Below are 23,975 nucleotides of genomic sequence, written 5' to 3' on the forward strand. Positions count from 1 at the left end.
CCCGGGCCCACCGCGCAACCGGCCACGGCCGTGCGGCCTACTCAGGTTGCTGGGGTTGCTGGGGTTGCGGCGGCTGCTGGACAGCGGCCGCCGCCCGTGCCTGGGCATGCAGCTTGGCCAGGAACTCCCGGTCCAGCAGCAGCCACAGCATCACCGGGGCCAGCGCGGTGAAGATGAACAGGTTGAAGTGGTAGAGGAACGCCACCACGTCGGCCACCCACCCGGGCAGCCCCGTCTGCACGAACACCTCGCGCCCAGCGCGGTTGAAGGCGTCGTTGCACCACTGCAGCGCGACGTTGACCGCCTGGATCGGCAGCATGGCCACCGAGCCGATGAGCAGCTTTCGCACCCAGCCGCGAGGAAACGAGGCAAGCAGCAATGCCCACAGGATCACGATGCCGTAGCCCAGCAGGCGGTAGTCCACCACGGGGGCGAGCTTGCCCGAGCGGAACTGGCCGTTTTGCACCGAGACCACCTTGAGCGTGGTGTTCAGCACCCCGGTGGTCTCCTTCTGGGTGTAGCTCAGCGCCCAGTGGAACACGGCGGAAGACGCCTCGCCCGCCATGAAGAACACGGGCTTGGAGAGTTGCGGCGACAGGTAGTACCACAACGGCATCAGGCACAGCAGGCTGCCAATGGCGACCAGCAGGAAACGTCCGACCGAACTAAGCTGCATTGGCGAGGGGGGGTTGAGGGGGTGAGGGAGGTTGTTGCCGGGCGATCCAGCGGATCCAGAGCATCCAGACCACCAGCACATCCAGCATGATGAGCGCCTGCCAGAGGTACAGGTGGGCAAACTCGAACACGGTCATGTTCCACTTGCCCAGGTAGTACAGGCTGATGATGCGCAGCAGGTTGACGGCCTGCACCGCCGCGATGCCGATGGCGATGCCGGCGAGCTTGTGCTTCCAGCTCGAAGGAAACGCGATCATGCCGGCGATGAGGATGATCGCTGCCTCCACCCCGTTGCAGCCCGCCTCGATGGACACCGCGAAGCCCGTGGCCTTGCTCATGAGGATGCGGCCGTGGTGCGCCACGTCGGCATCGAGCGGGGTCATGAGCGCCGCGCTGGCGGTGGCTAGCAGGCTGGTCCAGGGCTCGATGGCGACCCGTTGCACCTCGTCGAGCATGTCGATGCGAAAGAGAACCGCCAGCACCACGATGAAAATGAGAAAGAATCGGACCATACGTCGATGAGAAGAACCTGGTGAGGCGCACCAGCGCGCCAGGATTGCGGCAGGCGGCGAGGCCATGACAATGCGGGCCCGTTCACTCGGGCGCCGCAAAGAATATCAGAAGCCATCCCAAATCCACAAAGCCCGAATGGCATGGGCATGGCGTTGGTCCCCGGCGCATGTCCCGGAGACGGCGCTTAAAGGTCCGGCGCCGCGTACACCAGCACCTTGAGGGCGCGTTCCGGGTCCACGTCCGCAAATGCCGCCGGGTTGTCCACCCTCTCCACGAACGACAGCCCGGGCGCCAGCGCCTGCATCTGCTCCCGCAGGAATCCCTCGCCCAGCTCCGGCGCGTTCAGGCACAGCAGCGCGTGTCCGCCGGGCGCCAGCAGGTCCGGCAGGCGGCGCATGAGGCGGGCATAGTCCTTCGTGGCCACGAAGCTGCCCTTCTGGTAGCTCGGCGGGTCCACGATGACCAGGCCATACGGCCCGCTGCGGGTGATCTTGCCCCAGCTGCTGAAGATGTCGTGCGCCAGAAAACTCGCGCCCGTGGCGATGCCGTTGAGCTGGTGGTTCTGCTGGCCCACGGCGATGGCGCCATGGCTCATGTCCACGTTGACCACCTGCCGCGCGCCCGCCTGCAGCGCCACGACCGAGAACGCACAGGTGTAGGCAAAGAGGTTGAGCACCTTCAGGCCGTAGCGGTCCGCGCCGCGCGCGGCGGCAAAGTCGCGCACCCAGCGGCGGCCGCCGGCCATGTCCAGGAACAGGCCGTGGTTCTGCCCGCGCAGCACGTGCACGCGAAAACGTGCGCCGGCCTCGGTGACCGCATGCGGGTCGGGCACGGCGCCCGCCATGAGGCGGGTATCGCTGCGGCCCTCGGCGCGCAGCGCCTCGCCCCGGTGCTGGAACACCCAGTTCAGCGGCTGGCCATCCGGCGCGATCAGCGACCACCGCGCCTGCAGCGCGGCGCCAATGGCGTCGAGCGCTTCCTCGGTGGCCGGGGCAAAGCTGGTGAGTACAAAAACGGGCGGGTACACATCGAGCACCCATTGCTCGCAGCCCGGGTGCAGCCCGCCCCGGCCGTGGAAGATGCGCTGGGCATCGGTGGGCAGGGGCATCGCGGCGATGGCGTCGAGCAGGGCTTGCATGGAGAAAAAAGGCTTCAATGAACGGAAATCAGGAGAAAGCGGCCGCATGCGCTGGTGCACTCATGCCGCACAGCTATTATTTCAATAGCAACCATGGATTATCGCCTGTGGCCCGGCGCGGGCGGGCTGCGGCCGGGTGGCTTGTGCACCCGCCGTGCCGGCCTGTCAGGCTTCTCCTGCGCTGTCGGCCCCGGGCGGGGCCTGCCGCGCCAGCCACTGCTTGCGCGAAGTGCGCAGCTTGAAGCGCTGGCGGTAGGCCCCTGGCGTCACCCCGCACACGCGGGCGAACACCTTGCGAAAGCTGCCCGTGTCGCTGTAGCCGCATTGCTGCGCCACATCTTCCACGGTCAGGTAGGTGGTCTGCAGCAACGCCTGCGCCTGGGCGATGCGCAGGCGGTGCAGGTAGTCCTGGGGGCTTTCGCCATGCACCTGGGCAAACCAGCGCAGCAAGGTGCGCGGACTGGTGGCAGCGGCGCGGGCCGTGGCCTGCAGGCTGTAGGGTTCGTTGCGGTGGGCCTGCAGCCAGCGCCGCGCCAGCTCCAGGGCGCCCGCGGCCAGCGGATGGCCGGTGGGGGTTTCCATGGCGGCGGTGGCCGTCAGCTGCCGCTCCCGGTCGAACAGCAGCGCGTGCATTGCCGCCTGCGCCAGTTCGGCGGCGGGCGTGTGGCCGAGCAGGTCCAGCACGGCTGGGAGGGTGTCCTGCAGGGATGCCGTGGTCCACAGGGCGCCATCGCGTTGCCAGGCCTGCTCCCGCTGCCACACCACGTCGGCAGGAGGCGCCCCATCGGCGGCAGCCGGCCCGCTCTCGCTGGACTGCAGCACGATGGACGGCGCGAACACCCACGGCAGCGCCGCCTTGCGCCCCGCCAGCAACCCGCAGTGGGCCAGCAGGCTGGAGCCGTTGAACAGCGCCAGGGCCCTGCCGCCCCCGCGCAGGTGGCTGTGCAGCATGGCGCCGAAGTGCTGGCTGTAGCGGCTGCTGACCTCGCGCAACTGGGGCCCCGTGGGCACCAGCCAGCCGGGGATGACGACCACGTGCAGAGGGCCTTGCCAGCCATCGCCCCCTGCTGGCACGGGGGGCGGGGTGGCATCGCCCTCATGCGGCATCGGCAGCCAGAACCAGCGCAGCGCGGGCTGCGCGCCACCGGGCCGCATGGCGGCCAGCATGTTCATGGCACGCAGGGCGTCCACCACCGCGGTGGCCGTGCTGGCAATGCTGTCGCGCCCCCAGAGGATGCCCACATTCACGCAGGACGAAAGGACGGTGGTGCGGGTGGACATGGTGGCGATATTGCCACCATTCGTGGCCAGACCACCACCCCGTTGAGGTGTTACCGGGCAGTAGCATGGCTGCGCGACCACAGCACCCCGCCGGCGATGCGAACCGCCCGCGGGTCCAACACCCAGGAGACCTGAACCCATGCGACAGACCCCAGCCACCGCCGGCCAGACGACGGCATTGACCACCCTCGCCGCTGCCTGCGCCGCCCTTTTTCTGGCGGGTTGCGCCATCCAGCCCGGCGCGGCGGGCAGCGACCGCGGCGTGACCATCGAGCGCACCACCTACGGCATTCCGCACATCACCGCGCAGGACCCCGAATCGCTGGCCTACGGCGTGGCCTATGCCTATGCGCAGGACAACGTCTGCATGACGGTCGACCAGCTGGTGACCGCGCGCGGCCAGCGCAGCAGCACCTTCGGCGGCCAGGCCATCGGCCTGCTGGGGCGCCGCTACATTCCCAACGAACAGATCGACCTGTTCATGGCCGCCCACATGGACGACGCCGCGCTGGAGCGCCACTGGGCGGCCACGAGCCCGCAGGTGCAGGCCATGGCGCGCGGCTACGTGGCGGGCTACAACCGCTACCTGGCCGACAACGCCGCCGCGCTGCCCGATGCCTGCCGCGGCAAGCCCTGGGTGCAGCCCATGACGCTGGCGCAGTACCGCCGCATGGCCGAAGTGGTGGCCGTGCAGGCCGGCATCGCCGCGCTGGCCGACGGCATGCTGGGCGCCCAGCCGCCCGCCGCCAAGGCCGCGCAGGCCCCCGCCCCTGGCGTGGAGCTGGCCGACGCCGCCCAGGCGCTGCGCGAGGTGGGCCTGCTCGACTCGCCCCTGGGCTCCAACGCCTGGGCTTTTGGCAAGGACGTGACGGCCAACGGCAGCGGCATGCTGCTGGGCAATCCGCACTTTCCGTGGAGCGGCCCCAACCGCTTCTATGAAATGCACCTCACCATCCCCGGCCAGATGGATGTGATGGGCGTGGGCATCGGCACCTACCCCATGGTCTCCATCGGCTTCAACAAAGATGTCGCCTGGTCGCACACGGTGTCCACCGGCAAGCGTTTCACGTTCTACGAAGTGACGCTGGCCGAGGGCGACCCCACGACCTACCTGGTGGACGGCAAGCCGGAGAAGATGACGGCCCGCAAGGTCAGCGCCCAGGTTCCCGGCCCGGACGGCAAGCTCCAGGCGCGCGAGCACACCGTGTGGTCCACCCGCTGGGGCCCGCTGGTGGTGGTGCCCCGCGCCGGCCTGACCTGGAACGCCAGGACCGCCTACGCCCTGCGCGACGCCAACACCGGCAACACCCGCATGATGGACGCGGCCCTGGCCTTTGCGCGCGCCCGCTCGGTGCAGGACCTGCACAAGGCGCACGCCAACCTGGGCCTGCCCTGGGTGAACACCCTGGCGGCCGACCGCAGCGGACAGGCCATGTACGCCGACGTGAGCGTGGTGCCGGACATGGACGCCGCGCAGCTCGCGCGCTGCGCCCCCAGCCAGCCCGCCGCCGCGCTGCGGGCCGCCGCAGGCCTGGTGGTGCTGAACGGATCGCGCGCCGACTGCGACTGGCACCGCGACAGCGCATCGCCCGTCCCGGGCCTGATCCCCATCGGCCGCATGCCCGTGGCCTTCCGCACGGACTGGGTGCACAACAGCAACGACAGCTTTGTCTACACCCACCCGGGGCAGAAGTTCGACGGCATCTCGCCCATGGTGGGCGACGCCAGCCTCACGCGGCCCCGCACGCGCGCCGGCCTCGCGGAAATCCCCGAGATGCTCGGCCGCGGCAAGGTCACGCCGCAGGCCATCCAGGACCAGCTGTTCCAGAACCGCAACTTCATGGCCCAGGTGGTGGTGCCCGACCTGCTGGCCGCCTGCGACAAGGCGCCCTCGGCAGAGTCGCGCGGCGGCTGCGCCGCCCTGAAGGGCTGGGACCGCCGCAACAACCTGGACGCGCGCGGCGCCCATGTGTTCCGCGAGTTCTGGCGCACCGCGCGCAACATCCCCGGCGTGCACCGCGTGCCGTTCGATCCGGCACGACCCGTGGCCACGCCCGCCGGCCTGAAGATGGACGACGCCGCCACCGCCGCCAAGGTGTGGGAAGCCCTGGACGGCGCCGTGAAGACCGTCCGCGCGAGCGGCTTTGCGCTGGACGCCACCCTGGGCAGCGTGCAGCGCCCGGACATCACCGAAGAGCCCATCGCGCTGCATGGCGGCGAGGAGTTCGAAGGCGTGCTCAACAACCTGGGCCGCCAGGAACCCGCGCCGCTCAATGCGCGTGGCCTGCGCATCGACTACGGCACCAGCTACGTGCAGACGGTGACCTTCGACGCCAAAGGCCCGGTGGCCCAGGCCATCCTGACCTACGGCCAGTCCACCAACCCGGCATCGCCACACGCCAACGACCAGATGCGCCTGTTCTCTGCCAAGCAGTGGCACACCCTGCCCTTCCACCGCGAGGACGTGGTGAAGGCGCGCATCGGCGAGCCGCTGCGGCTGGTGAGGCACTGAGCCTGTTCGAGGTTTTCTAGAAGTCGCGCAAGCGCCTGGCCACAATGGGATGCCAGGCGCGGCGCGCCGCCCGGATAGCCCGCAAGGAGCCCGCCGACAGCCCGGCTACGGGCAAGCGCCGCAACGCAGCAGGCCGCCCGGCAAGGCGCTTGCCCGAAGGCTGGAATGTCATCGGGCGATTGCACGCCAATGCGATCCCCGAAAAGACCTGGAACGGGTTCCGAGAGCCGCCGGCTCCGAAAATGCCATTACAGTCATTGCCGGAGCCCACTGCCGGGCCTGCGCACTCTTGATTGAAAGGAATTGCATGCTGTCCATCCTCGGAACCATCATCGTCGGCTTCATCGTCGGGCTGATCGCGCGCGCCGTGAAACCCGGCGACGACAAGCTGGGCTTGATCATGACCACCGTGCTGGGCGTTGCCGGGTCGCTGGCGGCAAGCTATGTGGGCAGCGCCATGGGCTGGTACGCGCCCGGCGCGCCCGCCGGATGGATCGCGTCGGTGGCCGGTGCCATCGTGCTGCTGGTGATCTACGGGCTGGTCAAGAAGAAGGCCTAGCCACCGCGCCCGCTGGCCCGCCGGTTTGAAGAAAATCGGCCTCCAGCGCCCATGGGTAAAGCGCAAGCAGCTATCTAAACAGTAGCAAATTGCTGCCGCAGCGCCACATGCTGCAGCAGCATGATCGTCTTTCCGTCCTGGATGGCGCCCCCGGCGATGCCCGCCAGGGCCTCGGCCAGCGGCATCTCGATGACCTCGATGTCCTCGCCCTCGTTCACCAGGCCGCCTCCGGCCCGCACGCGGTCCTGCGGCTCGTACTCGGCAATGAAGAAGTGCAGCTTCTCGGTGACCGAACCCGGGCTCATGTACGCCTCGAACACCTTGCGCGGCTGGCGCACGCGGTAGCCGGTTTCCTCCTGCGCCTCGCGGCGGATGCAGGTCTCGGGGTCGTCCCCGTCAAGCAGCCCGGCGCAGGCCTCGACCAGCAATCCGTCCGCGCACCCATTGAGGAAGGCCGGCAGCCGGAACTGGCGCGTGAGCACCACCGTGCCCCTGCGCGGGTCGAACAGCAGCAGCGCCGCGCCGTTGCCCCGGTCATAGGCCTCACGGCTCAGCGTCTGCCACTGGCCGTCGCGCCGGCGCAGCGAAAAACTGACCTTGCGCAGCACGTACCAGTTGTCGGACAGCAGTTGCACGTCCAGCAGCTTCACGTGCTCCGCGCGGGCATTGAGCTCGGCGATGGGCACGGCGGGCACCGGGCGGCTCATGCGGCATGCCCCCGGGCGCCAGCCTGGCGCCGGGGCAGCTCATCGACGTGGTGGAACACGGGCAGCCCGCGTGCCCGGGCCCGCGCCACGTCCATGTCCGCGCCGCGCGACGCGCCGGGCAGGCGCAGCACGGCATCGCAGCGCGCCAGCAGCCGCTCTGCCACCGGGTACTGGTAGGCATGGAAGACGGCATCGCCCGGCTCGCGCCCGCCCGCCGCATGGATGATGGGCAATGCCAGCCACTCGCCCAGCAGGGGCAGATGGCCGCGCGCGTAGATCGGCAGCGCGGCCGCCTCCAGGCGGGCCCGGTTGGCGGCGATGCGGTCCGCGTCGCCGTCGGTGCCAGAGAGGTACGGGCCGGCGATCAGCACCAGCAGCGGAAAGTCAGTGTCGGAAGGGGCGGGCATGGTTTTGCAATATTCAATACGTGCAATATCATGCACAAACATGCAAATTCACGCAACCCACCCATGCTGACCACACAACGCAAGCAACTCCTGCTCGACCGCCTTCGGCGGGACGGACAGATCGTGGCCAAGGCTTTCAGCGAAGAGCTGGGCATTTCGGAAGACACCGTGCGGCGCGACCTGCGCGAACTGGCCGCCGAGGGCCTGCTGCAGCGCGTGCATGGCGGCGCCCTGCCCGCCTCGGCCGCCGTGGGCAGCCTGCAGGCCCGTGAGCAGCTGGCCCCTGAAGACAAACGCGCCCTGGGCCGTGCCGGGGCGGCCCTGGTGCGGCCCGGCCAGGTGGTGATCCTCGACGGTGGCACCACCTCGCTGCAGGTGGTGTTGCACCTGCCGCTGCACCTGCGCGCCACCGTGGTCACGCACAGCCCCGCCGTGGCCGTGGCATTGGCCGGCCACCTGCAGATCGAGGTACTGGTGCTGGGCGGCCGCCTCTTCCGCCACTCGATGGTGAACGTGGGCGCCAGCGTGGTCGAGGCCGCCGCGCAGATGCGTGCAGACCTGTACCTGATGGGCGTGACCGGCGTGCATGCCGAAGCGGGCCTGACCACGGGCGATTTCGAGGAGGCCGCCGTCAAACGCGCCCTGCACCAGCGCGCGGCCGAAACCGTGGTGCTGGCATCCGCCGACAAGCTGGGCGCGGCATCGCCCTTCACGATTGCGCCCCTCGGCGAACTGGCGGCCCTGGTGGTGCCCGCGTCCACGCCCGCCGCACTGCGCAAGAAGCTGCAGGCGGGCGGCGTCACGGTGACCACTGCAGCCGCCGCCTGATCTGATCAGCCCAAGGGCCCCGCGCCCAGGCGCAGGTGCGCCACCAGCGCCTGGGCAAAACCCGACAGCACCGCCCCCTTGCGCACACAGATCTGCAGGTCGCGCTGAGCCCAGGGCTCGTCCATCTCGACCACCACCGGCGGCTCGCTCAGCCCCGCCACCTGCAAGGCCGCGCCGCGCGGCACCAGCCCGATGCCCACGCCCGCCCCGACCATGCGGCACACCGCCTCGAAGCTGCGCACCTGGATGCGCACGTCCAGGTGCCGGCCCAGTTCGGCGGCGGCATTCATCGTGAAGGTGTGGATGGCCGAGCCCGCGTGCAGCATGACAAACGCGTGGTCGAGCACCTCGGCGAACCCCACCTTCGCCCGCCCGGCCAGCACATGGCCCGCCGGCACGATGAGCACCAGGCGGTCCTGCCGGTACGGGGCCAGCTCCACCCCCGCGCCCGAGCCGCTGTCGGCCAGCACGCCCACCTCGATCTCGCCGCTGGCCACCGCCACCACGATGTCCGCGCTGGTGCGCTCCTCCAGGCTCACGCTCAGCTGCGGATGCCGCTTCAGGAAACCCGCCAGGTCGTCGGGCAGGAAGGTGTGCGTGGCATGCGTGTTGGCCCACAGGCTCACGTGGCCGCGGATGCCAGTGGCAAACGGCGAGAGGTTGGCATGCATCTGCTCGATGCTGGCCAGCACCTGGCGGGCATTGCGCAGCAGCGCCTCGCCCGCACGGGTGAGCACGAGGCCCCGGGTCTGGCGCTCGAAGAGCGCGGTGTTCAGCGCCTCCTCCAGGCGCCGCAGCCGGTGGCTGGCCGACGAAGGCGCCAGACAGGCGCGCGCGGCGCCGCGCGTGAGGTTGCGCTCTTCGGCAATGGCGACAAAAAGGCGCAGATCGATCAGGTCATAGGTCAATGGAGGCCCCTTGGCATTCGTCCACAACGAACGAACGGTTGCGGCAATAACAATTGTGCCCGCCGCGCCCTGCAGGCACCATCGGGCGCATCGATCTTTCTGGGCCCGCCTTTGAGCCTGCATGGCGTTCGCATTTTTTACATGCCCTGACCGTTTGCAGCGCGCCCTTTCCAACCCCGCGCCCCCACCCTCTGCCCGCATCCCATGCCCTGGAAACACTGGTCCGCCGAACGCCTCGGCCTCATCCTCGCCATCCTGGCCGCGCTGGGCTTCTCCTTCAAAGCCATCTTCGTGAAGCTGGCCTATGCCGTGCCCCAGGCCGTGCCGGTGGATTCCGTCACCCTGCTGTGCCTGCGCATGGCGTTTTCCGTGCCCGTGTTCGCCTGGGTGGGCTGGCGCGCCAGCCGCAACCTGGCCCCGCTCACCCGGCGCGACTGGCTGCTGGTGATCGCGCTGGGCCTGCTGGGCTACTACGGCGCGAGCATCCTCGACTTCATCGGCCTGCAGTACATCACCGCCAGCCTGGAGCGGCTGATCCTGTTCACCTACCCCACGCTCACCATCCTGATCGGCGTGCTGTTCATGGGCAAGCGAGCATCCCGGCGCGAGATGGGGGCGCTGCTGCTGTCCTACGCGGGCATCGGCCTGGCCTTCGCGCACGACTTGCACATTGCGGGCGACACGCACGCCGTGCTCATCGGCGCGGGCTTCGTGTTCGGCTCGGCCGTCTCGTATGCGTTCTACCAGGCGGGCAGCGAGCCCGCCATCCGGCGCCTGGGCGCGGCACGCTTCACGGCGCTGGCGATGCTGGTCTCCACGGTCGCCACGCTGGCGCACTTCATCGTGTCCCAGCCCGCGGGCTCCCTGGTGCAGCCGGCCCCGGTCTACCTGCACGTGCTGGGCATGGCCATTTTCTCGACCGTGCTGCCGGTATTCATGACCTCGGCGGCCATCCGCCGCATCGGCGCAGCCCAAACCGCGCTGGTGGGCACGCTGGGCCCCATCCTCACGATCTTCTTCGGTTGCTGGCTGCTGGACGAGCCGCTGTCCTGGCCGCAGATGGCGGGGGCCGCGCTGGTGCTGGCGGGGGTTCTGCTCATCAGCAAACGCGGCGCGCCGGCGGTGCGCCAAGCGAAAGAGGGATCGACTTCGCCCGCATCCGTTGAATCCACCGTCAGACCGACCTGACCCCTCGCGGCGGTTGGCTCCTAGGGGCGGCGCGCACTTCCTTCCAGTCAGCGCCTAGGCCGCAAAGGTGCCTGTGCCTGTGGTCGCGCTCACGGGCTCACTTCAACCCCAGCCGCGTCAGCTTCTTGATCAACCCCACCCGCGAGATCCCCAGCCGCCGCGCTGCCTCCGACTGATTGCCCGCCACCGCCGCCATGGTGTCGCGCACCATGCGCACTTCCAGCTCCATCAGCGCGGCGTCCAGCGGGCCGGTGCTGCCGGGCGGGGCCAGCGGATGGGTTTTGAGATTCGCTGCGGTGTCGCTCACGTCGGGCATATCGCCGCTGGCCAGTTGCAGCAGCTCGGCATCCACCTCGCGCTGGTCGGGCATCAGCAGGGCCCCGGCGGACTCCACCACGGCCTTGAGCTCGCGCACGTTGCCCGGCCACTCGCGCGCCATCAGCCATGCCAGGGCGCTGGCCGACAGGCTGGCGCGGTGCGCCACACGGTGCAGAAACCGCGTGGCCAGCAGCGGGATGTCGGCGGGCCGCTCGGCCAGCGACGGGGTGCGCAGCACCACGCCTTTGAGGCGGTAGAACAGGTCTTCGCGGAACGTACCGTCGCGCACCATCGATTCCAAATCGCGGTGGGTGGCCGCCACCACGCGGGTGTCGGCACGTTTTGGCACACGGCCGCCCACGGGCACAAAAGTGCCCTCTTGCAAAAAGCGCAGCAGCTTGACCTGCATGGGCGGCGGCATCTCGCCCACCTCGTCCAGAAACAGCGTGCCGCCGTGCGCGGCCTCCACCAGGCCGGGCTGGTCGCGGTAGGCGCCGGTGAAGCTGCCCTTCATGTGGCCGAAAAGCTCACTCTCCAGCAACTCTGCCGACAGGGCGCCGCAGTGGATGGCGACAAAGGCCTCGCTGCGGCGGGCGCTGCAGGCGTGCAAGGCGCGGGCCACCAGTTCTTTGCCGGTGCCGGTGGGGCCCAGCACCAGCACGCTGACGTGGGTGGGCGCCACGCGGCGCACCAGGGCGCGCAATTGCACCGTGGCCGCCGCCTGCCCCACCATGCCCATGTCGTCCAGCGACTGCCCTGCGCGCAGGGTTGCCAGTTCGGCATCCAGCCGGGCCTTGCGCAGGCCGCGTGCCACCACAAACCGCAGCATGTGGGGGTCGATGGGCTTGGTCAGAAAGTCCCAGGCACCCAGTTCGGTGGCGCGCAGGGCCAGTGCATGGTCGCCGTGGCCGGTCAGCACCACCACCGGCACGCGCGCAAAACGCGGGATCAGCTCCAGGCCGATCTCCGGGTCCATGTGCGGCGGCATGGCCAGGTCCAGCAGCACCAGCTCGGGCTGCTGTTTGGCAAACGCCGCCAGGGCCTGGTCGCCATCGCCCGCCAGCGTGACGGTATGGCCCAGGTTGCGCAAAAAGGCGCCGCCCAGCCGCTGAAAAGCCGCTTCGTCATCGACCAGCAGCACATGGCCGTTTTGCGGCCCGCCCACCGGCGTGGCGTCTTGCTCTGCATCCGGCGGGGTGTCGGCTGCGTTGTCTGTGGTGTTGGCGGTCATGGCAGTCGTTGCGTCGTCGTCAAAGGAAAGCGCAGCGTGAAACACGTGCTCCACGGCGGCCGTTCGGTGAGCGCCACCGACCCACCATGCGCGGCCATGATGCGGGCCACGATGGCCAGGCCCAGCCCGGTGCCACCGGGGCTGCGCGATGCAAAGGGCTCAAACAGGCGGCTGCGGATTTCATCGGGCACGCCGGGGCCGGCGTCGCAGATGTGCAGCAGCACGGCGTTGTCGGTGGTTTCCGCGTCGATGTGTACGGGGCTGTGCGTGGCTGCCGCTATGGCATCTGCAGCCCCATCGGGATCGGCAGCATCGGAGGCCATCGCGATGCGCGCGTTCTCCAGCAAATTGGTCAGCGCCTGGTCCACCCGCCGGGGGTCGGCCTGCAGCACCAGCGGCTGGGCCAGGCCGGCACCCAGGCTCACCTCAGGCAATCGCAGGGCTGCGTTGCGCACATGGGCAGCCAGGTCCAGCTCACGGGGCACCAGCTTCCAGGGTTTGGCAAAGTCCAGCAGGTCGTGCGTCAGGTTGGCGATGCGCGCCACCTGGTCGGCCACCTCGCGCCGCGTGTCACTGGGCGCAGCGGCCACGGCCATCGAGATGATGTTGAGCGGGTTGCGGATGTCGTGCGCCACCGTGGCGGCCAGCGCACCCAGCTCGGCCAGCCGGGCCTGCAACTGGCGCTCGCGTTCGCGGGCGGCAAACTGCTGGGCCTGCTCTACGCGCGCTGCGGCTTCAGCCACCACCGTGCCAAACAGCTCGGCCACATGGCGCGGCCCGGGCGGTGCGGCGTCCCAGCCCTGCAGCGTGGTCTGCCAGCCTTGCTCTGCGGGGCTGCACACCAGCTGCGGGGTGCTGCCGGGGGGCGTTGATGGTGCCGTTGACGCCGTTGGCGATGTGGAAGTGGGCGAAGTGCCAACCTGCACCTCCACCTGCGTTCCAATGCGCGCACTCAGCAGCATGGCGGCCTGCTGCGCCAGGGCCTGGGGTGTCTCGGCCGACAGCAGCGCGCTGCGCCACGCACCAAGGTCAGCAACCGACACCTCGCCCCCCGGGTACACCAGCCGCTCGGCCACGCGGCGCACCGGGCCGTTGAGCGCCAGCACGCTGGCCGCCACCGCCAGCCCGCCCAGCCAGCGCGACTCGAACGGCAGCAACGGCGTGAGCGCCAGCACCACCGCGCCCAGCGCCAACAGCAGCGCCCATACCAGCGCGCGGCGCGCCCAAGCGTTGGCCACAAACACGCCGTAACGCAAGATGCCGTAGACCAGAATCAACGAGTACAGCGGAAGGCCCAGCAGCGGAAACGGGTAGATCGGCAAATCCAGCACCGCAATGCCGTAGCCCGCCAGGCACAGTAGGCCCCACAGGCACGACGCGGTGACGGCGGCAATCTGCCGAAACTTCTGCCCGTCGCCAGCCCTGCGCGCGCGCAGCAAGGCCAGCAGCAGCACCGCCACCCCGCCAATGCCCAAAATGACCCAGGCCATGCTGGCCGCGGTGCCCACCGGGTCGGCCACTGCAATCAACCCGATGTCGCGGTGCTCTATCAAATGCCCTGGCACCAGGATGACGGAGACCACCGAGGCGCCCCCACCCAGCGCATAGGCGGTCGCAACGCCCCAGCGCCCCAGGTCCACACGGCAAAACACAGTGCAGAAATGAAAGAACAGCGCAGAGGTGAACGGCGCGGTAGCCAGCAAGCGTATCGCCACCGGTTCGGTTTCAGGCCCCAGCCAGTTGGGCAGCTCGTTGCCCACCATCCACAGCGAGATACCGATCAGAAACGCCGCCAGCAACCGGGCCCCCGCCACGCGGTCGGCCCAGGCCAGCAGCAGGGCTGCCAGCACCAGCGTTTCGAGCACCGAAAACCCGAGGACGGCGTGGATCAGCATGCGCAGACAGTGGTGGTGATCATGGCGTGACCTGTTCCTGGGGTTAACGGTGGGGGCTGCGCGCACTGTAAATCAAGTATGCAGGTCAGCAAGCAAGTTTCAATGAAATCAACCACTTGCAGCGGCCGCTGAGGCTGGCCCGGGTTTCGCAATAGAGAGTGCAACCGCCACTCCTGCAAAGCCCGCCATGTTTGCCCTGTTCACCCCAGCGCCCCGCCACTGCACCGCCAACCCAGCGCAGCCCAGCCTCCTAGACCTGCCCGCCCTGGCCGGCGCCGCAGCCTGGGCGCGCTTGCCCGCCGCCGTGCAGCGCCGTTTTGGCACCGCGCACGCCGACGTCAGCTACCACGGCCACATGGACCTGCGCTGCTCGCTGATCGGCCACGTCTACGCCGCGCTGACCCGGCCCTGGGGCGGCCCGCTGACCCACATCAACACCACCGCCCTGCCCGCCACCGTGAACGTCAGCCACAACGGGCGCGGCGGTGTGGTGTGGGAGCGGCGCTTTCACACTGGCACGGACACCAATAACGGCGCCCACCACGGCGCAGACCGCACCGTGCGATCCACCAAGGAGCTGGGCACCGACGGCACCCTGCTGGAACGCACCGACGGCGGCCTGGCCATGTCGCTGGACGTGCTGGAAGAAGACGGCGCACTGGTGTTTCGCAGCCGCCGCTTCTGGTGGGTGGTGGCAGGCCTGCGCATCCCCGTGCCGACCTTGCTGACGCCCGGCACCTGCCGCGTCGCCCACACCGACCTGGGCGCAGGCCAGTTCCGCTTCACGCTGAGCATGGTGCACCCGCTGTGGGGCGAAACCTTCCACCAATCCGGCGTGTTCACCGATCCCGTCATCGATCCCGTGACCGACAACTCCACCGACGCCGCTGGCACCCATTCTTCTACCCACTGAGGGCTTCACACCATGACCGCCATGAACACCATCTTTCTGCTGCTCTCCATCCAGGCCGCCCTGGGCGCGTTTGACAACCTGTGGCACCACGAGCTGGAGGCCCGGTTGCCGCAGCGCACTTCCGCGCGGTATGAACTCTCGCTACACGCCGCGCGCGAGGCCATCTACGGCGTCGTCTTTTTCGGCCTGGCCTGGTTTGAATGGCGCGGCGCCTTTGCCACCGTGCTGGCGGCCCTGCTGCTGATCGAACTGGGCATCACCCTGGCCGACTTTCTGGAAGAAGACCGCACCCGCCGCCTGCCGCCGTTCGAGCGCGTGCTGCACACCGTGCTGACCATCAGCTACGGCCTCTTCCTGGGCCTGATCGCGCCTGTGCTGTGGGCCTGGCTGCAGCAACCCACCGCCATGGTGCTGGCCCCGCACGGCTGGGTGTCGTGGCTGTTCACGGCCTATACCACCGGCGTGTGGGCATGGAGCGTGCGCAACGTGCTGGCCGCCATCAAGCTCTACCGCACGGCACAGCCAACACAGCCCAGCGCCCTGCATGCCCGTGGCCTCCAACCCCAGCCTGCCACCCTGGTCACCGGCGCCACCGGATTCGTGGGCAGCGCCCTGGTGGCCGACCTGGTGCGCGACGGCCAGCGGGTGATCGTGTTGACCCGCGACGCCCTGCAGGCCCGCGCCAGCTTTGGCCCCGGCGTGTGGGTGGTGGACACGCTGGACGCCATCCCGTCTGAAACGACCATCGACGCAGTGGTCAACCTGGCAGGCGCCCGCGTGCTGGGCATGCCGTGGACCCAGGCGCGCAGACGCCAACTGCTGGCCAGCCGGGTGGACACCACCGTGGCAGTCGTCCAACTGATGCGGCGCCTGCAAAAGGCACCGCGTGTGCTGGTCAGCGCATCCGCCGTCGGCTTCTACGGTGCATCGCCCAACGCGTCGATGGAGCCCTTGGACGAAACCGCCCCACCCCGCCCGGGCGAGTTCCAGTCTGACTTGTGCGCAGCCATCGAACACGAGGTCCGGCGCGCCGAAGCCCTGGGCGTGCGGGTGGTGCGCATGCGGTTTGGTGTGGTGCTGGGGCACGGCGGTGGCGCGTATCCGATGCAAGCGCTGGCCGCCCGCCTGGGCCTGGGCGCCGTGCTGGGCCATGGTCGCCAGCCTGCGCCGTGGATTCACTTGGCCGACGCGGTGGGCTTGGTGCGGTTTGCGATGGCGCACCAATACCTGCAGGGGCCCGTCAATGCGGTGGCGCCTGATGCGGTGTCGCAGGCCACGTTTGCACAGGCACTGGCTGCATCGTTTGGCCGACATGTCTGGCTGCGGATACCGGAGATGCCGTTACGACTATTGCTGGGAGAAATGTCCGCCCTGGTGCTGAACGGGCAGAACACTGTACCGAGTGTCGCGCTGGGATATGGCTACCGGTTTGCGCACTCGGGCTTAAGTGGTGCACTCGCAGAGCTTACGGAGACCGACATTTCTCACGCAGGTTTGGCTCGCGAAGAATATTAGGCAAAGCAGGCTAAAGCGATTTCAGGAAAACACCAAAAATTTTTAAACAGTCGCAGCCCTATCGTATTCATTGCGTGGTGCCGGCGATAACACGCGTCACAGGCCCGCCCGGTAGAAATCGTTGGCTTCGCCTCCGTTGACCGTATATACCCTCCAAGTAAACTAAGGTGCACCAATACTATAGGTGGCATGAATCAATAAATCTAAAATTCGGTACGGTAATTTACTTTGGAAAATCCGTTATTTAAATTTTTAAATTCTTATTGTGCGGGCAAGCTCAATGCAGAAATATACAAAAGCAAACCACAACGCGGTGAACACCAATCATGATCCTGCAGATCGAGGAATTGTAAAACTAACACAGAACAACGGGATAAAATCTATTAACGCTAAACGCCTCATTTTTTGGTTTTGACCACAATTTTAGGTGGGTTGAAAAAATCAGAAAACGCCGCGAAAGATGGGCATTTTTTCAGAATTTTTTTAATGTCAATTTCTTGCGCAATTTTAATATTATGAACTGAATTCACATAAGTAATTAGCTTATCAGAAGCCTTCTGCACAGCTTCCCCTAAGTGCTCTTTGGGCGAGTCGATTTTTTCAGGATGGTGCTCTTCTTTTATAGCCTTCTTCATATTTAAGGCTTTTTTAATAGCCTGCGCATCGCTCAGAAGCCAAGCCTCTAACTCTTCGCACGGAACAACCACTACTTTATTTGCTTGAGGAGCAGCGGCCAGTATTCCCATTAGTTGATCACTAAGCGTTTGTGCATCGTTTCTATCACGATCATGCACAAGCAATATCTTCGTACATCCTTTCGTGGAAAACGCTTTGCACCAACCTACAGCTTTCTTTTTTATGGGACCGCAACCCTTGCCCACAAAGTGAGATGCAGATATGTTTTTCCCAATTATCTTGGATGCTAGTTTTTTTATAACCTCTATATCGCTCACATCCTCAGCAATTAGACCATATCGAACAGCCATTACGTAAGCCCTCCGCTTCTCCAGTACTCGCCTAGCGGACCAGACTCTGCCAAATAATCATGAAGGGCTGCTTTTCCATTGGTGTCCAACCACGATTCCAAGGCATTAACACACGTCCCGTGCGGCTTCATTTCAGTGACAAAAAGATTTTCAGGTTCCAATTCATCTACCAACAAATCGGAGTGTGTAGATATGATCGTCTGCTTTCTTGATGCGTATGCCTTCAATGTGTCAACTATTTTTAACAGAAGGCCATGATGCACGCAGACCTCAGGCTCTTCAACCATCAAAAACCGACTAGCGTCAGTAATAATGTAGAAGGCAAGTGCCAAAGTTTTAAATGTTCCTTCTGACAGCTGATTAAATGTGATATGAGATTTTCCAATTTGAATTTTTGGAATTACGAGCGTTCTCCGCTTCTTGATCATACTGACATTGCCTCCGCTTTTAACTTCTGCGGTACTGCTGCTGAGTTCGATTTCTTTCCAGGTTATACGACTTACCAACCCAAGTTGCTGCCTAGAAACAAATTTGCAATACTCGTCATAAAGCAGTTTATTGGCGGTTTTGAGAGTATACAAATCACGCAAGAATTTTATATGCGGGGTGACAGTGTTAAAAAGATCGGAAATTCTGCCATCTTCTTCTATTTCGAAACTACTAGGACAGCGCGAAGGATCTGTAAACTGCGAAGCACTGTAATATGATATTCCTGATCGAAATTGGTGAATTGCTATAATTGCATCTCGAACAAGTTTATTTTCAAGTATCGAGACGTCCATTTTTCCACGAGAATTGACGTTATCTATATATTCCATGTCTTCTCGAAAGAAAAGAACATGTTGATTTTTATTCAGATGGTGATGGAAATCTCTCAAATAACCAATCGGCGGAAGATATCTCCAAACTTTAGAATTCGTGAAAGCCTCGAGCTGCCATTTCTCTTCCAAAATTAGGATCTCCCGCCTTGAACCTTCGGAAACTGTTAGAAGGAGCCGCAAGCCAATTCGGAACTCACCTACGACAAACCATGCAATCAATTGTGTCGGAACGACTGCATTTTCTTCCAATGACCTCCGAGCCACACGGCTTAACCTCGGATCCAAAAGACGAATGGCTTGAAGAATATTTGTTTTCCCCGCGCCATTTATGCCAATAAGGGCGGATAATTTCTTATGAGGAGCAAAAAAAGTTCCTCGGCAAGACCGAAAACCTTTAATCTCCACCGATTCAAGCCGTACAGAATTTTCAAGATTTGCTTCTTTGGTCGCCACTTAACTTATCCTTCTGATAGGGTTGTGCTACTGAGTGTAACCATAAGCCTTTGTTAAGAGCTAATCCTGTTAAGTCTGCTACCTGTGTCCGAGCGCTGTTTTGGAGACGTTGACCCCCCGCATCGCCACCACTCCTACGGCAAATTCTCCCGAAATATCACCTGGCTCCGCGTCGCCTCCACCCCGCTCGTCGGCTCCCGCCCATCTCGCAGATTCGCAAAAATCCGCACGCAGTTCATCACCGCCCCCTGCGGGTTCTGCGTGATCACCGCATCCATCGTCCCGTCGATTAGCAGCGCCCGCGTATCCGGCGTGAGGCCGTGGCCGATGAACACGATCTTGCGGTCTGCACCGGCTTCTTTCAGCGCCCGCCCAATGCCTTCGGCCCCGCCGCCGATGTTGTAGATGCCTGCCAGGTCGTCGTGCTGCTCCAGCAGCGCGCGGGCCTGGCGGTAGTTGCGTTCGGCGTCGTCCTGGCCTTCGCGCACGCCCACCACCTGCACCAGGGGGAACTGCTCTTCGAACAGGTGCAAAAAGCCCGCCTCGCGCTCCTCGTGGGCGCGGTAGCGCAGTGATCCCACAATCATCGCCACATGCGCCTTGCGGCTGTGGGCCAGCGGGCCCATGAAGCGGGCGATCAGGTAGGCGGCGGTGCGGCCTGCGGCGCGGTTGTCCAGGCCCACGTAGGCCACGCGGCGCGAGTTGGACAAATCCGAAATCAGCGTGACGGTGGGCAAGCCCTGCTCTGCCAGTTGGGCCACGGCCTCGCGCACCACAGGGTGCTCCAGCGCCATGAAGGCGATGCCGTCACACCGCTTGCCGTAGTGCAGCAGCGCTTTGGCCAACGCATCGGGGTTAAAGCTTTCGATATACGCCGCCTGGCAGCGCACGTTGAACGGTGCCCAGTGGTCTTGCGCGTAGCCGATCACATCGCCCAGCATTTGCAAAAAGCGGTTGCTGCCCTCGGGGATCAGCACCATCAGGCGCAGGGGCTGCGGCTGCAGCGCTGCGTGTAGCTCCGCCTGCGGTAGGTAGCCCAGGGTGGCTGCGGCCTGCAGCACCCGCTGCGCGGTGGCGTTGCGCACGCCCGACCGCTGGTTCAGCACCCTATCGACCGTGGCGGTGGAGACGCCGGACAGCTGGGCGATATCGGGGATGCGCGGGCTGCGTGGGCTGCTGGGGTTGGGCGGGTTTTGGGCCATATGCGATTCAATCAAAAACCATCATTTAGTTTGCTGGTATTTGATGGGTTCCGCGGATAGTATCACTGGGCGTTCGGTGCTGAAAGGCATCAGAACCCATCAGTACAAACCCTAGATTGTGACGGCTGGCACGCTTGCCAAGCCGATCACACAGGAGACAAAGACATGCCTGGTATTTCCGCTCTCGTTCACCTGTGCCCACAGGGCAAGCCGCCAGTGTTTGGCCGCCGCGCCAGCACCCGCTGACTGACGCGCACCGCTGCCCACTCATGACGTACGAGTTCGACTTTGCCAGCGTGCTGGCCAACTGGCCCCAGTTTCTGGAAGGGGCGTGGATGACCATCCTGCTGTCCTTCCCGGCCACCGTGATTGGTTTTGTGGGCGGCACGCTGCTGGCCATTGGCCGGCGCAGCGACCGGCGCTGGCTGGTGCGGGCCTGCGGTGCGTATGTAGAAGTGCTGCGCAACACGCCGCTGCTGGTGCAGGTGTTTTTGGTGTTCTTTGGCCTGGCCAGCCTGGGCTTCAAGGTGTCGGCGTTTGCTGCGGCGCTGCTGACGCTGGTGATCAACGTGGCGGCCTACACCTGCGAAATCATGCGGGCGGGCATGGATTCGATCCACAAGGGCCAGATCGAGGCGGCCGAGTGCCTGGGCCTCACGCGCCGGCAGGTGTACTGGCATGTGGTGCTGCGCCCGGCGATGGAGAAGGTGTACCCCGCGCTCACCAGCCAGTTCGTGCTGCTGATGCTGGCATCGTCCATCACCTCGCAGATCTCGGTCGAAGAACTCACCGCCGTGGCGGCGCGGGTGCAGTCCGAGACCTTCCGCCCGTTTGAGGCTTACATCCTGGTGGCGGTGGCTTACCTGGCGCTGTCGCTGTTGATGCGGCTGGGGCTGTGGGTGTTCGGGCAGATCGTGTTCACGCGCCAACGCAAACTGGGGAGCGCAAAATGATTGACGGTGGACTGAATTCGTACCACCTGCAGTACCTGCTGTTTGGCGCGCTGTGGACCATTGGCCTGTCGCTGATTGCGTTTGTGGGCGGCGGCGTGGCCGGGGGCGTGATTGCGCTGTGCCGCGTCAGCCCGATCAAGGCGGTGCGCTGGGCAACCATTGCGTGGATTCAGATCATCCAGGGCACGCCGCTGCTGGTGGTGCTGTTCCTGTGCTACTTCGGTCTGTCCATTGCGGGCCTGGAGCTGCCCGCCATCGTGGCGGCCAGCATCGCAATGATTGTTTACGTCAGCGCGTATCTGGGCGAGATCTGGCGCGGGTGCATCGAGTCGGTGCCGCGCACCCAGTGGGAGGCGGCCGAGTGCCTGGCCCTGTCGCGCACCCAGCGCATGCGGCTGGTGGTGCTGCCGCAGGCCGTGCGCATTGCCACGCCGCCCACGGTGGGCTTCATGGTGCAGATCGTGAAGAACACTTCGCTGGCGTCCATCGTGGGGTTCATCGAGCTGGTGCGTGCGGGGCAGCTCATCAACAACTCCATCTTTCAGCCTTTTACCGTGTACCTGCTGATCGCCATCGTCTACTTTGCGATGTGCTACCCGCTGTCGGTGTGGAGCCGCAAGCTGGAGCAGCGCCAGCAGTTTGGAAACCGTGGCACAGCCACCCCCTCTGTGACCACCGCATGAAACGAGAAGACACCATGAACCTCGCCCGAGACGCTGCCGCGCAACCCTTCCAGCCAGCGGCCTCGCCTGCGCAGCCCGTCGTTGAACTGAAGGACGTGCACAAGAGCTTTGGCAGCAACCAGGTGCTCAAGGGCGTGTCGTTTGCCATTCCCCGGGGCCAGGTGGTGGCCATCATCGGCAAGAGTGGCTCGGGCAAGAGCACGGCGCTGCGCTGCATCGACCGGCTGGAGATCATCGACAGCGGCACCATCAACGTCTGCGGCCACGCGGTGCATGACCCGACCATCGACCTGCGCCAACTGCGCCAGGACGTGGGCATCGTGTTCCAGAGCTACAACCTGTTTCCGCACCTGACGGTGGAGCAGAACATCACGCTGGCCCCCAAGGCCGTGAAGAACATGCCCACGGCCAAGGCGCGCGAGATTGCCGCCCGCACGCTGCAGCAGGTAGGCCTGGCGGACAAGGCGCAGGCCTACCCCGAGCAACTATCGGGCGGGCAGCAGCAGCGCGTGGCCATTGCCCGGTCGCTGGCGATGGAGCCGCAGGTGATGTTGTTCGACGAAGTGACCTCTGCCCTCGACCCGCAACTCACCGGCGAGGTGCTGCGCGTGATCGAAGCCCTGGCCCAGGGCGGCATGACCATGGTGCTGGTCACCCACGAGATGGAGTTTGCCGCCCGAGTGGCCGACACCATCATCTACATGCACGAAGGCAAGGTATGGGAGACGGGGCCGGGCGCGATGCTCAAGAACCCGCAGACCGCCGAGCTGCGCGACTTTCTGTCCCATGGGCTGTGACTGAAGCCCTGCCCTTTTCGATTTCCTATCCAAAAATCACCAGGAGACAACACCATGACCACTTCCCGCATCCTCCGCCGCACCCTGCTGGCCATCAGCGCCGCTGCCCTGTGCGTGCCCGCCATGGCCGAACTGGCCGACATCAAGTCCGCCGGCAAGCTGCGGGTGGGCATCGACTTTGGCGCGCCGTTCTACGGGTTTGTGGACGAAAAGATGAAGCCCGTGGGCTCGGACGTGGAAGCCGCCGAGCTGCTGGCCAAGGACCTGGGCCTGACGCTGGAGATCGTGAACACCACCAACTCGGCGCGCATCCCCAACCTGCTGTCCAACAAGGTGGACCTGATCATCTCGTCGCTGTCGATCACGCCCGAGCGCCAGAAGGCGGTGGACTTTTCCATCCCTTACGGCGCCATCCAGGCCGCCGTGGGCGCGCCCAAGAGCCTGAAGCTCACCAGCATCGAAGACCTGGCCGGCAAGACCGTGGCCGTGACGCGCGGCGGCCCGCAAGACAAGATCGTGACCGAGCGCGCACCGCAGGCCAAGGTGGTGCGGTTTGATGACGAATCAGCGTCCATCACCGCAGCTGCCACGGGCCAGGCCGACATCGTGGCCATCACCCCGCCCATCATCGCGGCCATCGCCAAGAAGAACCCGTCGCGCGACTTCGAGACCAAGTTCATCCTGCAGTCGTACCAGCTGGGCGTGGCCATGCGCAAGGGCCAGCCCGAGCTGATGGCCGCCGTGAACGGCTGGATCAAGACCAACCTGGCCAACGGCAAGCTCAACGACATCCATGTGAAGTACGCGGGCGTGCCGATCCCCAAAGAAATCATCGACGGCGCGAAGTAAGTAAATAAAGCAAGCCTGCAACCTGGGCGGCGCCTGACGGGCCCCGCCCGGCTGCGCCCTGCCCTGACGCATCACCACCAAAGGAAATTTTTATGAGCCGTCATTTCGGCGCCATCCGCCAACTTGGCTATGTGGTCCACGACATCGAAGCCGCCATGGACTACTGGAGCAAGACCCTGGGCGTGGGCCCCTGGTTCTACAACCCCAAGGTCCCGATCAAGAACTACGTCTACAAGGGCGAGCGCTACGAGCCGCACAACTCGGTGGCGCTGGCCAACTCGGGCTATGTGCAGGTCGAGCTGATCCAGACGCGCAACGACGTGCCGTCGATGTACCGCGACTTTCTGCAGGCCGGGCGCACCGGGCTGCAGCACGTGGCGTACTGGACGAGCGACTACGACGCCGACCTGGCGCGTTTGACTGCACAGGGCTTCAAGACGGTGATGAGCGGCGAGGTGGGCGAAAAAGGCCGCTTTGTCTACTTCGACACCGAGTACCACCCCGGCACGGTGATCGAGCTGTCGGAAGTAGCCGGCCCCAAGGGGCGGATGTTCGACCTGATCCGTGCGGAGTCGGAAACCTGGGACGGCACGACGGACCCGGTGCGGCCCTTCCCCGACCTCTCCAAGATCTGAAGAAGGCC

23 protein-coding genes are annotated in these 23,975 nt (G+C 65.5%); 11 read left to right on the top strand and 12 right to left on the bottom strand.

Annotation, left to right across the window (positions count from 1 at the left end; translation table 11 throughout):
* Positions 1-37: 37 nt before the first annotated feature.
* The 4 genes from AC07OC_RS03745 to AC07OC_RS03760 form a co-directional block, all read right to left on the bottom strand.
* Positions 38-676 (bottom strand): exosortase H-associated membrane protein, encoded by a 639-nt coding sequence (locus AC07OC_RS03745; protein ID WP_218338626.1) that lies wholly within the window; start codon positions 674-676, stop codon positions 38-40.
* Complete coding sequence (gene xrtH / locus AC07OC_RS03750) at positions 666-1,187, bottom strand: exosortase H (RefSeq protein WP_218295076.1); 522 nt, start codon at positions 1,185-1,187, stop codon at positions 666-668. Before xrtH ends, AC07OC_RS03745 begins: the two co-directional genes overlap by 11 nt.
* Positions 1,188-1,372: 185 nt before the next feature.
* A complete protein-coding gene (locus AC07OC_RS03755) occupies positions 1,373-2,326 on the bottom strand; it encodes a class I SAM-dependent methyltransferase (protein ID WP_218338627.1) in 954 nt (317 codons plus the stop codon).
* Positions 2,327-2,491: 165 nt separating this feature from the next.
* Complete coding sequence (locus AC07OC_RS03760; protein WP_255590797.1) at positions 2,492-3,607, bottom strand: helix-turn-helix domain-containing protein; 1,116 nt, start codon at positions 3,605-3,607, stop codon at positions 2,492-2,494.
* A 139-nt stretch (positions 3,608-3,746) separates the two neighbouring features.
* Here AC07OC_RS03760 and AC07OC_RS03765 point away from each other — a divergent pair, with 139 nt between their 5' ends.
* The gene (locus tag AC07OC_RS03765; protein WP_218338629.1) at positions 3,747-6,119 is read left to right on the top strand and encodes a penicillin acylase family protein; all 2,373 of its coding nucleotides are present in this window, start codon (positions 3,747-3,749) and stop codon (positions 6,117-6,119) included.
* A gap of 307 nt (positions 6,120-6,426) precedes the next feature.
* Positions 6,427-6,678, top strand: coding sequence for a GlsB/YeaQ/YmgE family stress response membrane protein (locus AC07OC_RS03770; protein ID WP_218338630.1), 252 nt, complete (start codon positions 6,427-6,429; stop codon positions 6,676-6,678).
* A gap of 74 nt (positions 6,679-6,752) precedes the next feature.
* Here the strand turns inward: AC07OC_RS03770 and AC07OC_RS03775 are convergent, their stop codons facing one another.
* Positions 6,753-7,385: an NUDIX domain-containing protein gene (locus AC07OC_RS03775; protein ID WP_494600399.1), complete on the bottom strand. Its 633-nt coding sequence runs from the start codon at positions 7,383-7,385 to the stop codon at positions 6,753-6,755.
* A complete protein-coding gene (locus AC07OC_RS03780; protein WP_218338632.1) occupies positions 7,382-7,792 on the bottom strand; it encodes a DUF4406 domain-containing protein in 411 nt (136 codons plus the stop codon). The genes AC07OC_RS03775 and AC07OC_RS03780 overlap by 4 nt, the downstream gene beginning before the upstream one ends.
* 63 nt (positions 7,793-7,855) lie before the next feature.
* On the opposite strand from AC07OC_RS03780, the gene AC07OC_RS03785 reads away from it, so the two are divergent.
* A complete protein-coding gene (locus tag AC07OC_RS03785) occupies positions 7,856-8,620 on the top strand; it encodes a DeoR/GlpR family DNA-binding transcription regulator (protein WP_494600400.1) in 765 nt (254 codons plus the stop codon).
* A gap of 5 nt (positions 8,621-8,625) precedes the next feature.
* Here the strand turns inward: AC07OC_RS03785 and AC07OC_RS03790 are convergent, their stop codons facing one another.
* Positions 8,626-9,528, bottom strand: coding sequence for a LysR family transcriptional regulator (locus tag AC07OC_RS03790; RefSeq protein ID WP_218295085.1), 903 nt, complete (start codon positions 9,526-9,528; stop codon positions 8,626-8,628).
* A 204-nt stretch (positions 9,529-9,732) separates the two neighbouring features.
* On the opposite strand from AC07OC_RS03790, the gene AC07OC_RS03795 reads away from it, so the two are divergent.
* A complete protein-coding gene (locus AC07OC_RS03795; RefSeq protein WP_494600401.1) occupies positions 9,733-10,716 on the top strand; it encodes a DMT family transporter in 984 nt (327 codons plus the stop codon).
* A gap of 97 nt (positions 10,717-10,813) precedes the next feature.
* On the opposite strand, the gene AC07OC_RS03800 is transcribed toward AC07OC_RS03795, so the two are convergent.
* Positions 10,814-12,265 (bottom strand): sigma-54-dependent transcriptional regulator, encoded by a 1,452-nt coding sequence (locus tag AC07OC_RS03800; protein ID WP_494600402.1) that lies wholly within the window; start codon positions 12,263-12,265, stop codon positions 10,814-10,816.
* Positions 12,262-14,160, bottom strand: a complete 1,899-nt coding sequence (locus AC07OC_RS03805; RefSeq protein ID WP_494600403.1) for a sensor histidine kinase — start codon at positions 14,158-14,160, stop codon at positions 12,262-12,264. Before AC07OC_RS03805 ends, AC07OC_RS03800 begins: the two co-directional genes overlap by 4 nt.
* A gap of 187 nt (positions 14,161-14,347) precedes the next feature.
* Between AC07OC_RS03805 and AC07OC_RS03810 the strand changes: the two genes are divergently transcribed.
* Positions 14,348-15,073, top strand: a complete 726-nt coding sequence (locus tag AC07OC_RS03810) for a DUF4166 domain-containing protein (protein ID WP_494600404.1) — start codon at positions 14,348-14,350, stop codon at positions 15,071-15,073.
* 21 nt (positions 15,074-15,094) lie between these two features.
* The gene (locus AC07OC_RS03815) at positions 15,095-16,588 is read left to right on the top strand and encodes a TIGR01777 family oxidoreductase (RefSeq protein ID WP_494600405.1); all 1,494 of its coding nucleotides are present in this window, start codon (positions 15,095-15,097) and stop codon (positions 16,586-16,588) included.
* 398 nt (positions 16,589-16,986) lie between these two features.
* Here the strand turns inward: AC07OC_RS03815 and AC07OC_RS03820 are convergent, their stop codons facing one another.
* From AC07OC_RS03820 to AC07OC_RS03830, 3 genes are all read right to left on the bottom strand, one after another.
* Complete coding sequence (locus AC07OC_RS03820) at positions 16,987-17,574, bottom strand: DUF4276 family protein (protein ID WP_494600406.1); 588 nt, start codon at positions 17,572-17,574, stop codon at positions 16,987-16,989.
* The gene (locus tag AC07OC_RS03825) at positions 17,574-18,848 is read right to left on the bottom strand and encodes an AAA family ATPase (RefSeq protein ID WP_494600407.1); all 1,275 of its coding nucleotides are present in this window, start codon (positions 18,846-18,848) and stop codon (positions 17,574-17,576) included. Before AC07OC_RS03825 ends, AC07OC_RS03820 begins: the two co-directional genes overlap by 1 nt.
* Positions 18,849-18,982: 134 nt before the next feature.
* Positions 18,983-20,050: a LacI family DNA-binding transcriptional regulator gene (locus tag AC07OC_RS03830; RefSeq protein WP_494600408.1), complete on the bottom strand. Its 1,068-nt coding sequence runs from the start codon at positions 20,048-20,050 to the stop codon at positions 18,983-18,985.
* 269 nt (positions 20,051-20,319) lie between these two features.
* Here AC07OC_RS03830 and AC07OC_RS03835 point away from each other — a divergent pair, with 269 nt between their 5' ends.
* The 5 genes from AC07OC_RS03835 (at position 20,320) to AC07OC_RS03855 (ending at position 23,967) form a co-directional block, all read left to right on the top strand.
* Positions 20,320-21,003, top strand: a complete 684-nt coding sequence (locus AC07OC_RS03835; protein ID WP_057271682.1) for an amino acid ABC transporter permease — start codon at positions 20,320-20,322, stop codon at positions 21,001-21,003.
* Positions 21,000-21,686, top strand: a complete 687-nt coding sequence (locus tag AC07OC_RS03840) for an amino acid ABC transporter permease (RefSeq protein WP_494600409.1) — start codon at positions 21,000-21,002, stop codon at positions 21,684-21,686. The genes AC07OC_RS03835 and AC07OC_RS03840 overlap by 4 nt, the downstream gene beginning before the upstream one ends.
* Positions 21,687-21,700: 14 nt before the next feature.
* The gene (locus AC07OC_RS03845) at positions 21,701-22,483 is read left to right on the top strand and encodes an amino acid ABC transporter ATP-binding protein (protein WP_494600410.1); all 783 of its coding nucleotides are present in this window, start codon (positions 21,701-21,703) and stop codon (positions 22,481-22,483) included.
* 54 nt (positions 22,484-22,537) lie between these two features.
* The gene (locus AC07OC_RS03850; protein WP_494600411.1) at positions 22,538-23,332 is read left to right on the top strand and encodes a transporter substrate-binding domain-containing protein; all 795 of its coding nucleotides are present in this window, start codon (positions 22,538-22,540) and stop codon (positions 23,330-23,332) included.
* Positions 23,333-23,424: 92 nt separating this feature from the next.
* A complete protein-coding gene (locus AC07OC_RS03855) occupies positions 23,425-23,967 on the top strand; it encodes a VOC family protein (RefSeq protein ID WP_121420116.1) in 543 nt (180 codons plus the stop codon).
* Positions 23,968-23,975: the final 8 nt, after the last annotated feature.

It is taken from the genome of Acidovorax sp. GW821-FHT10E04, assembly GCF_059415185.1.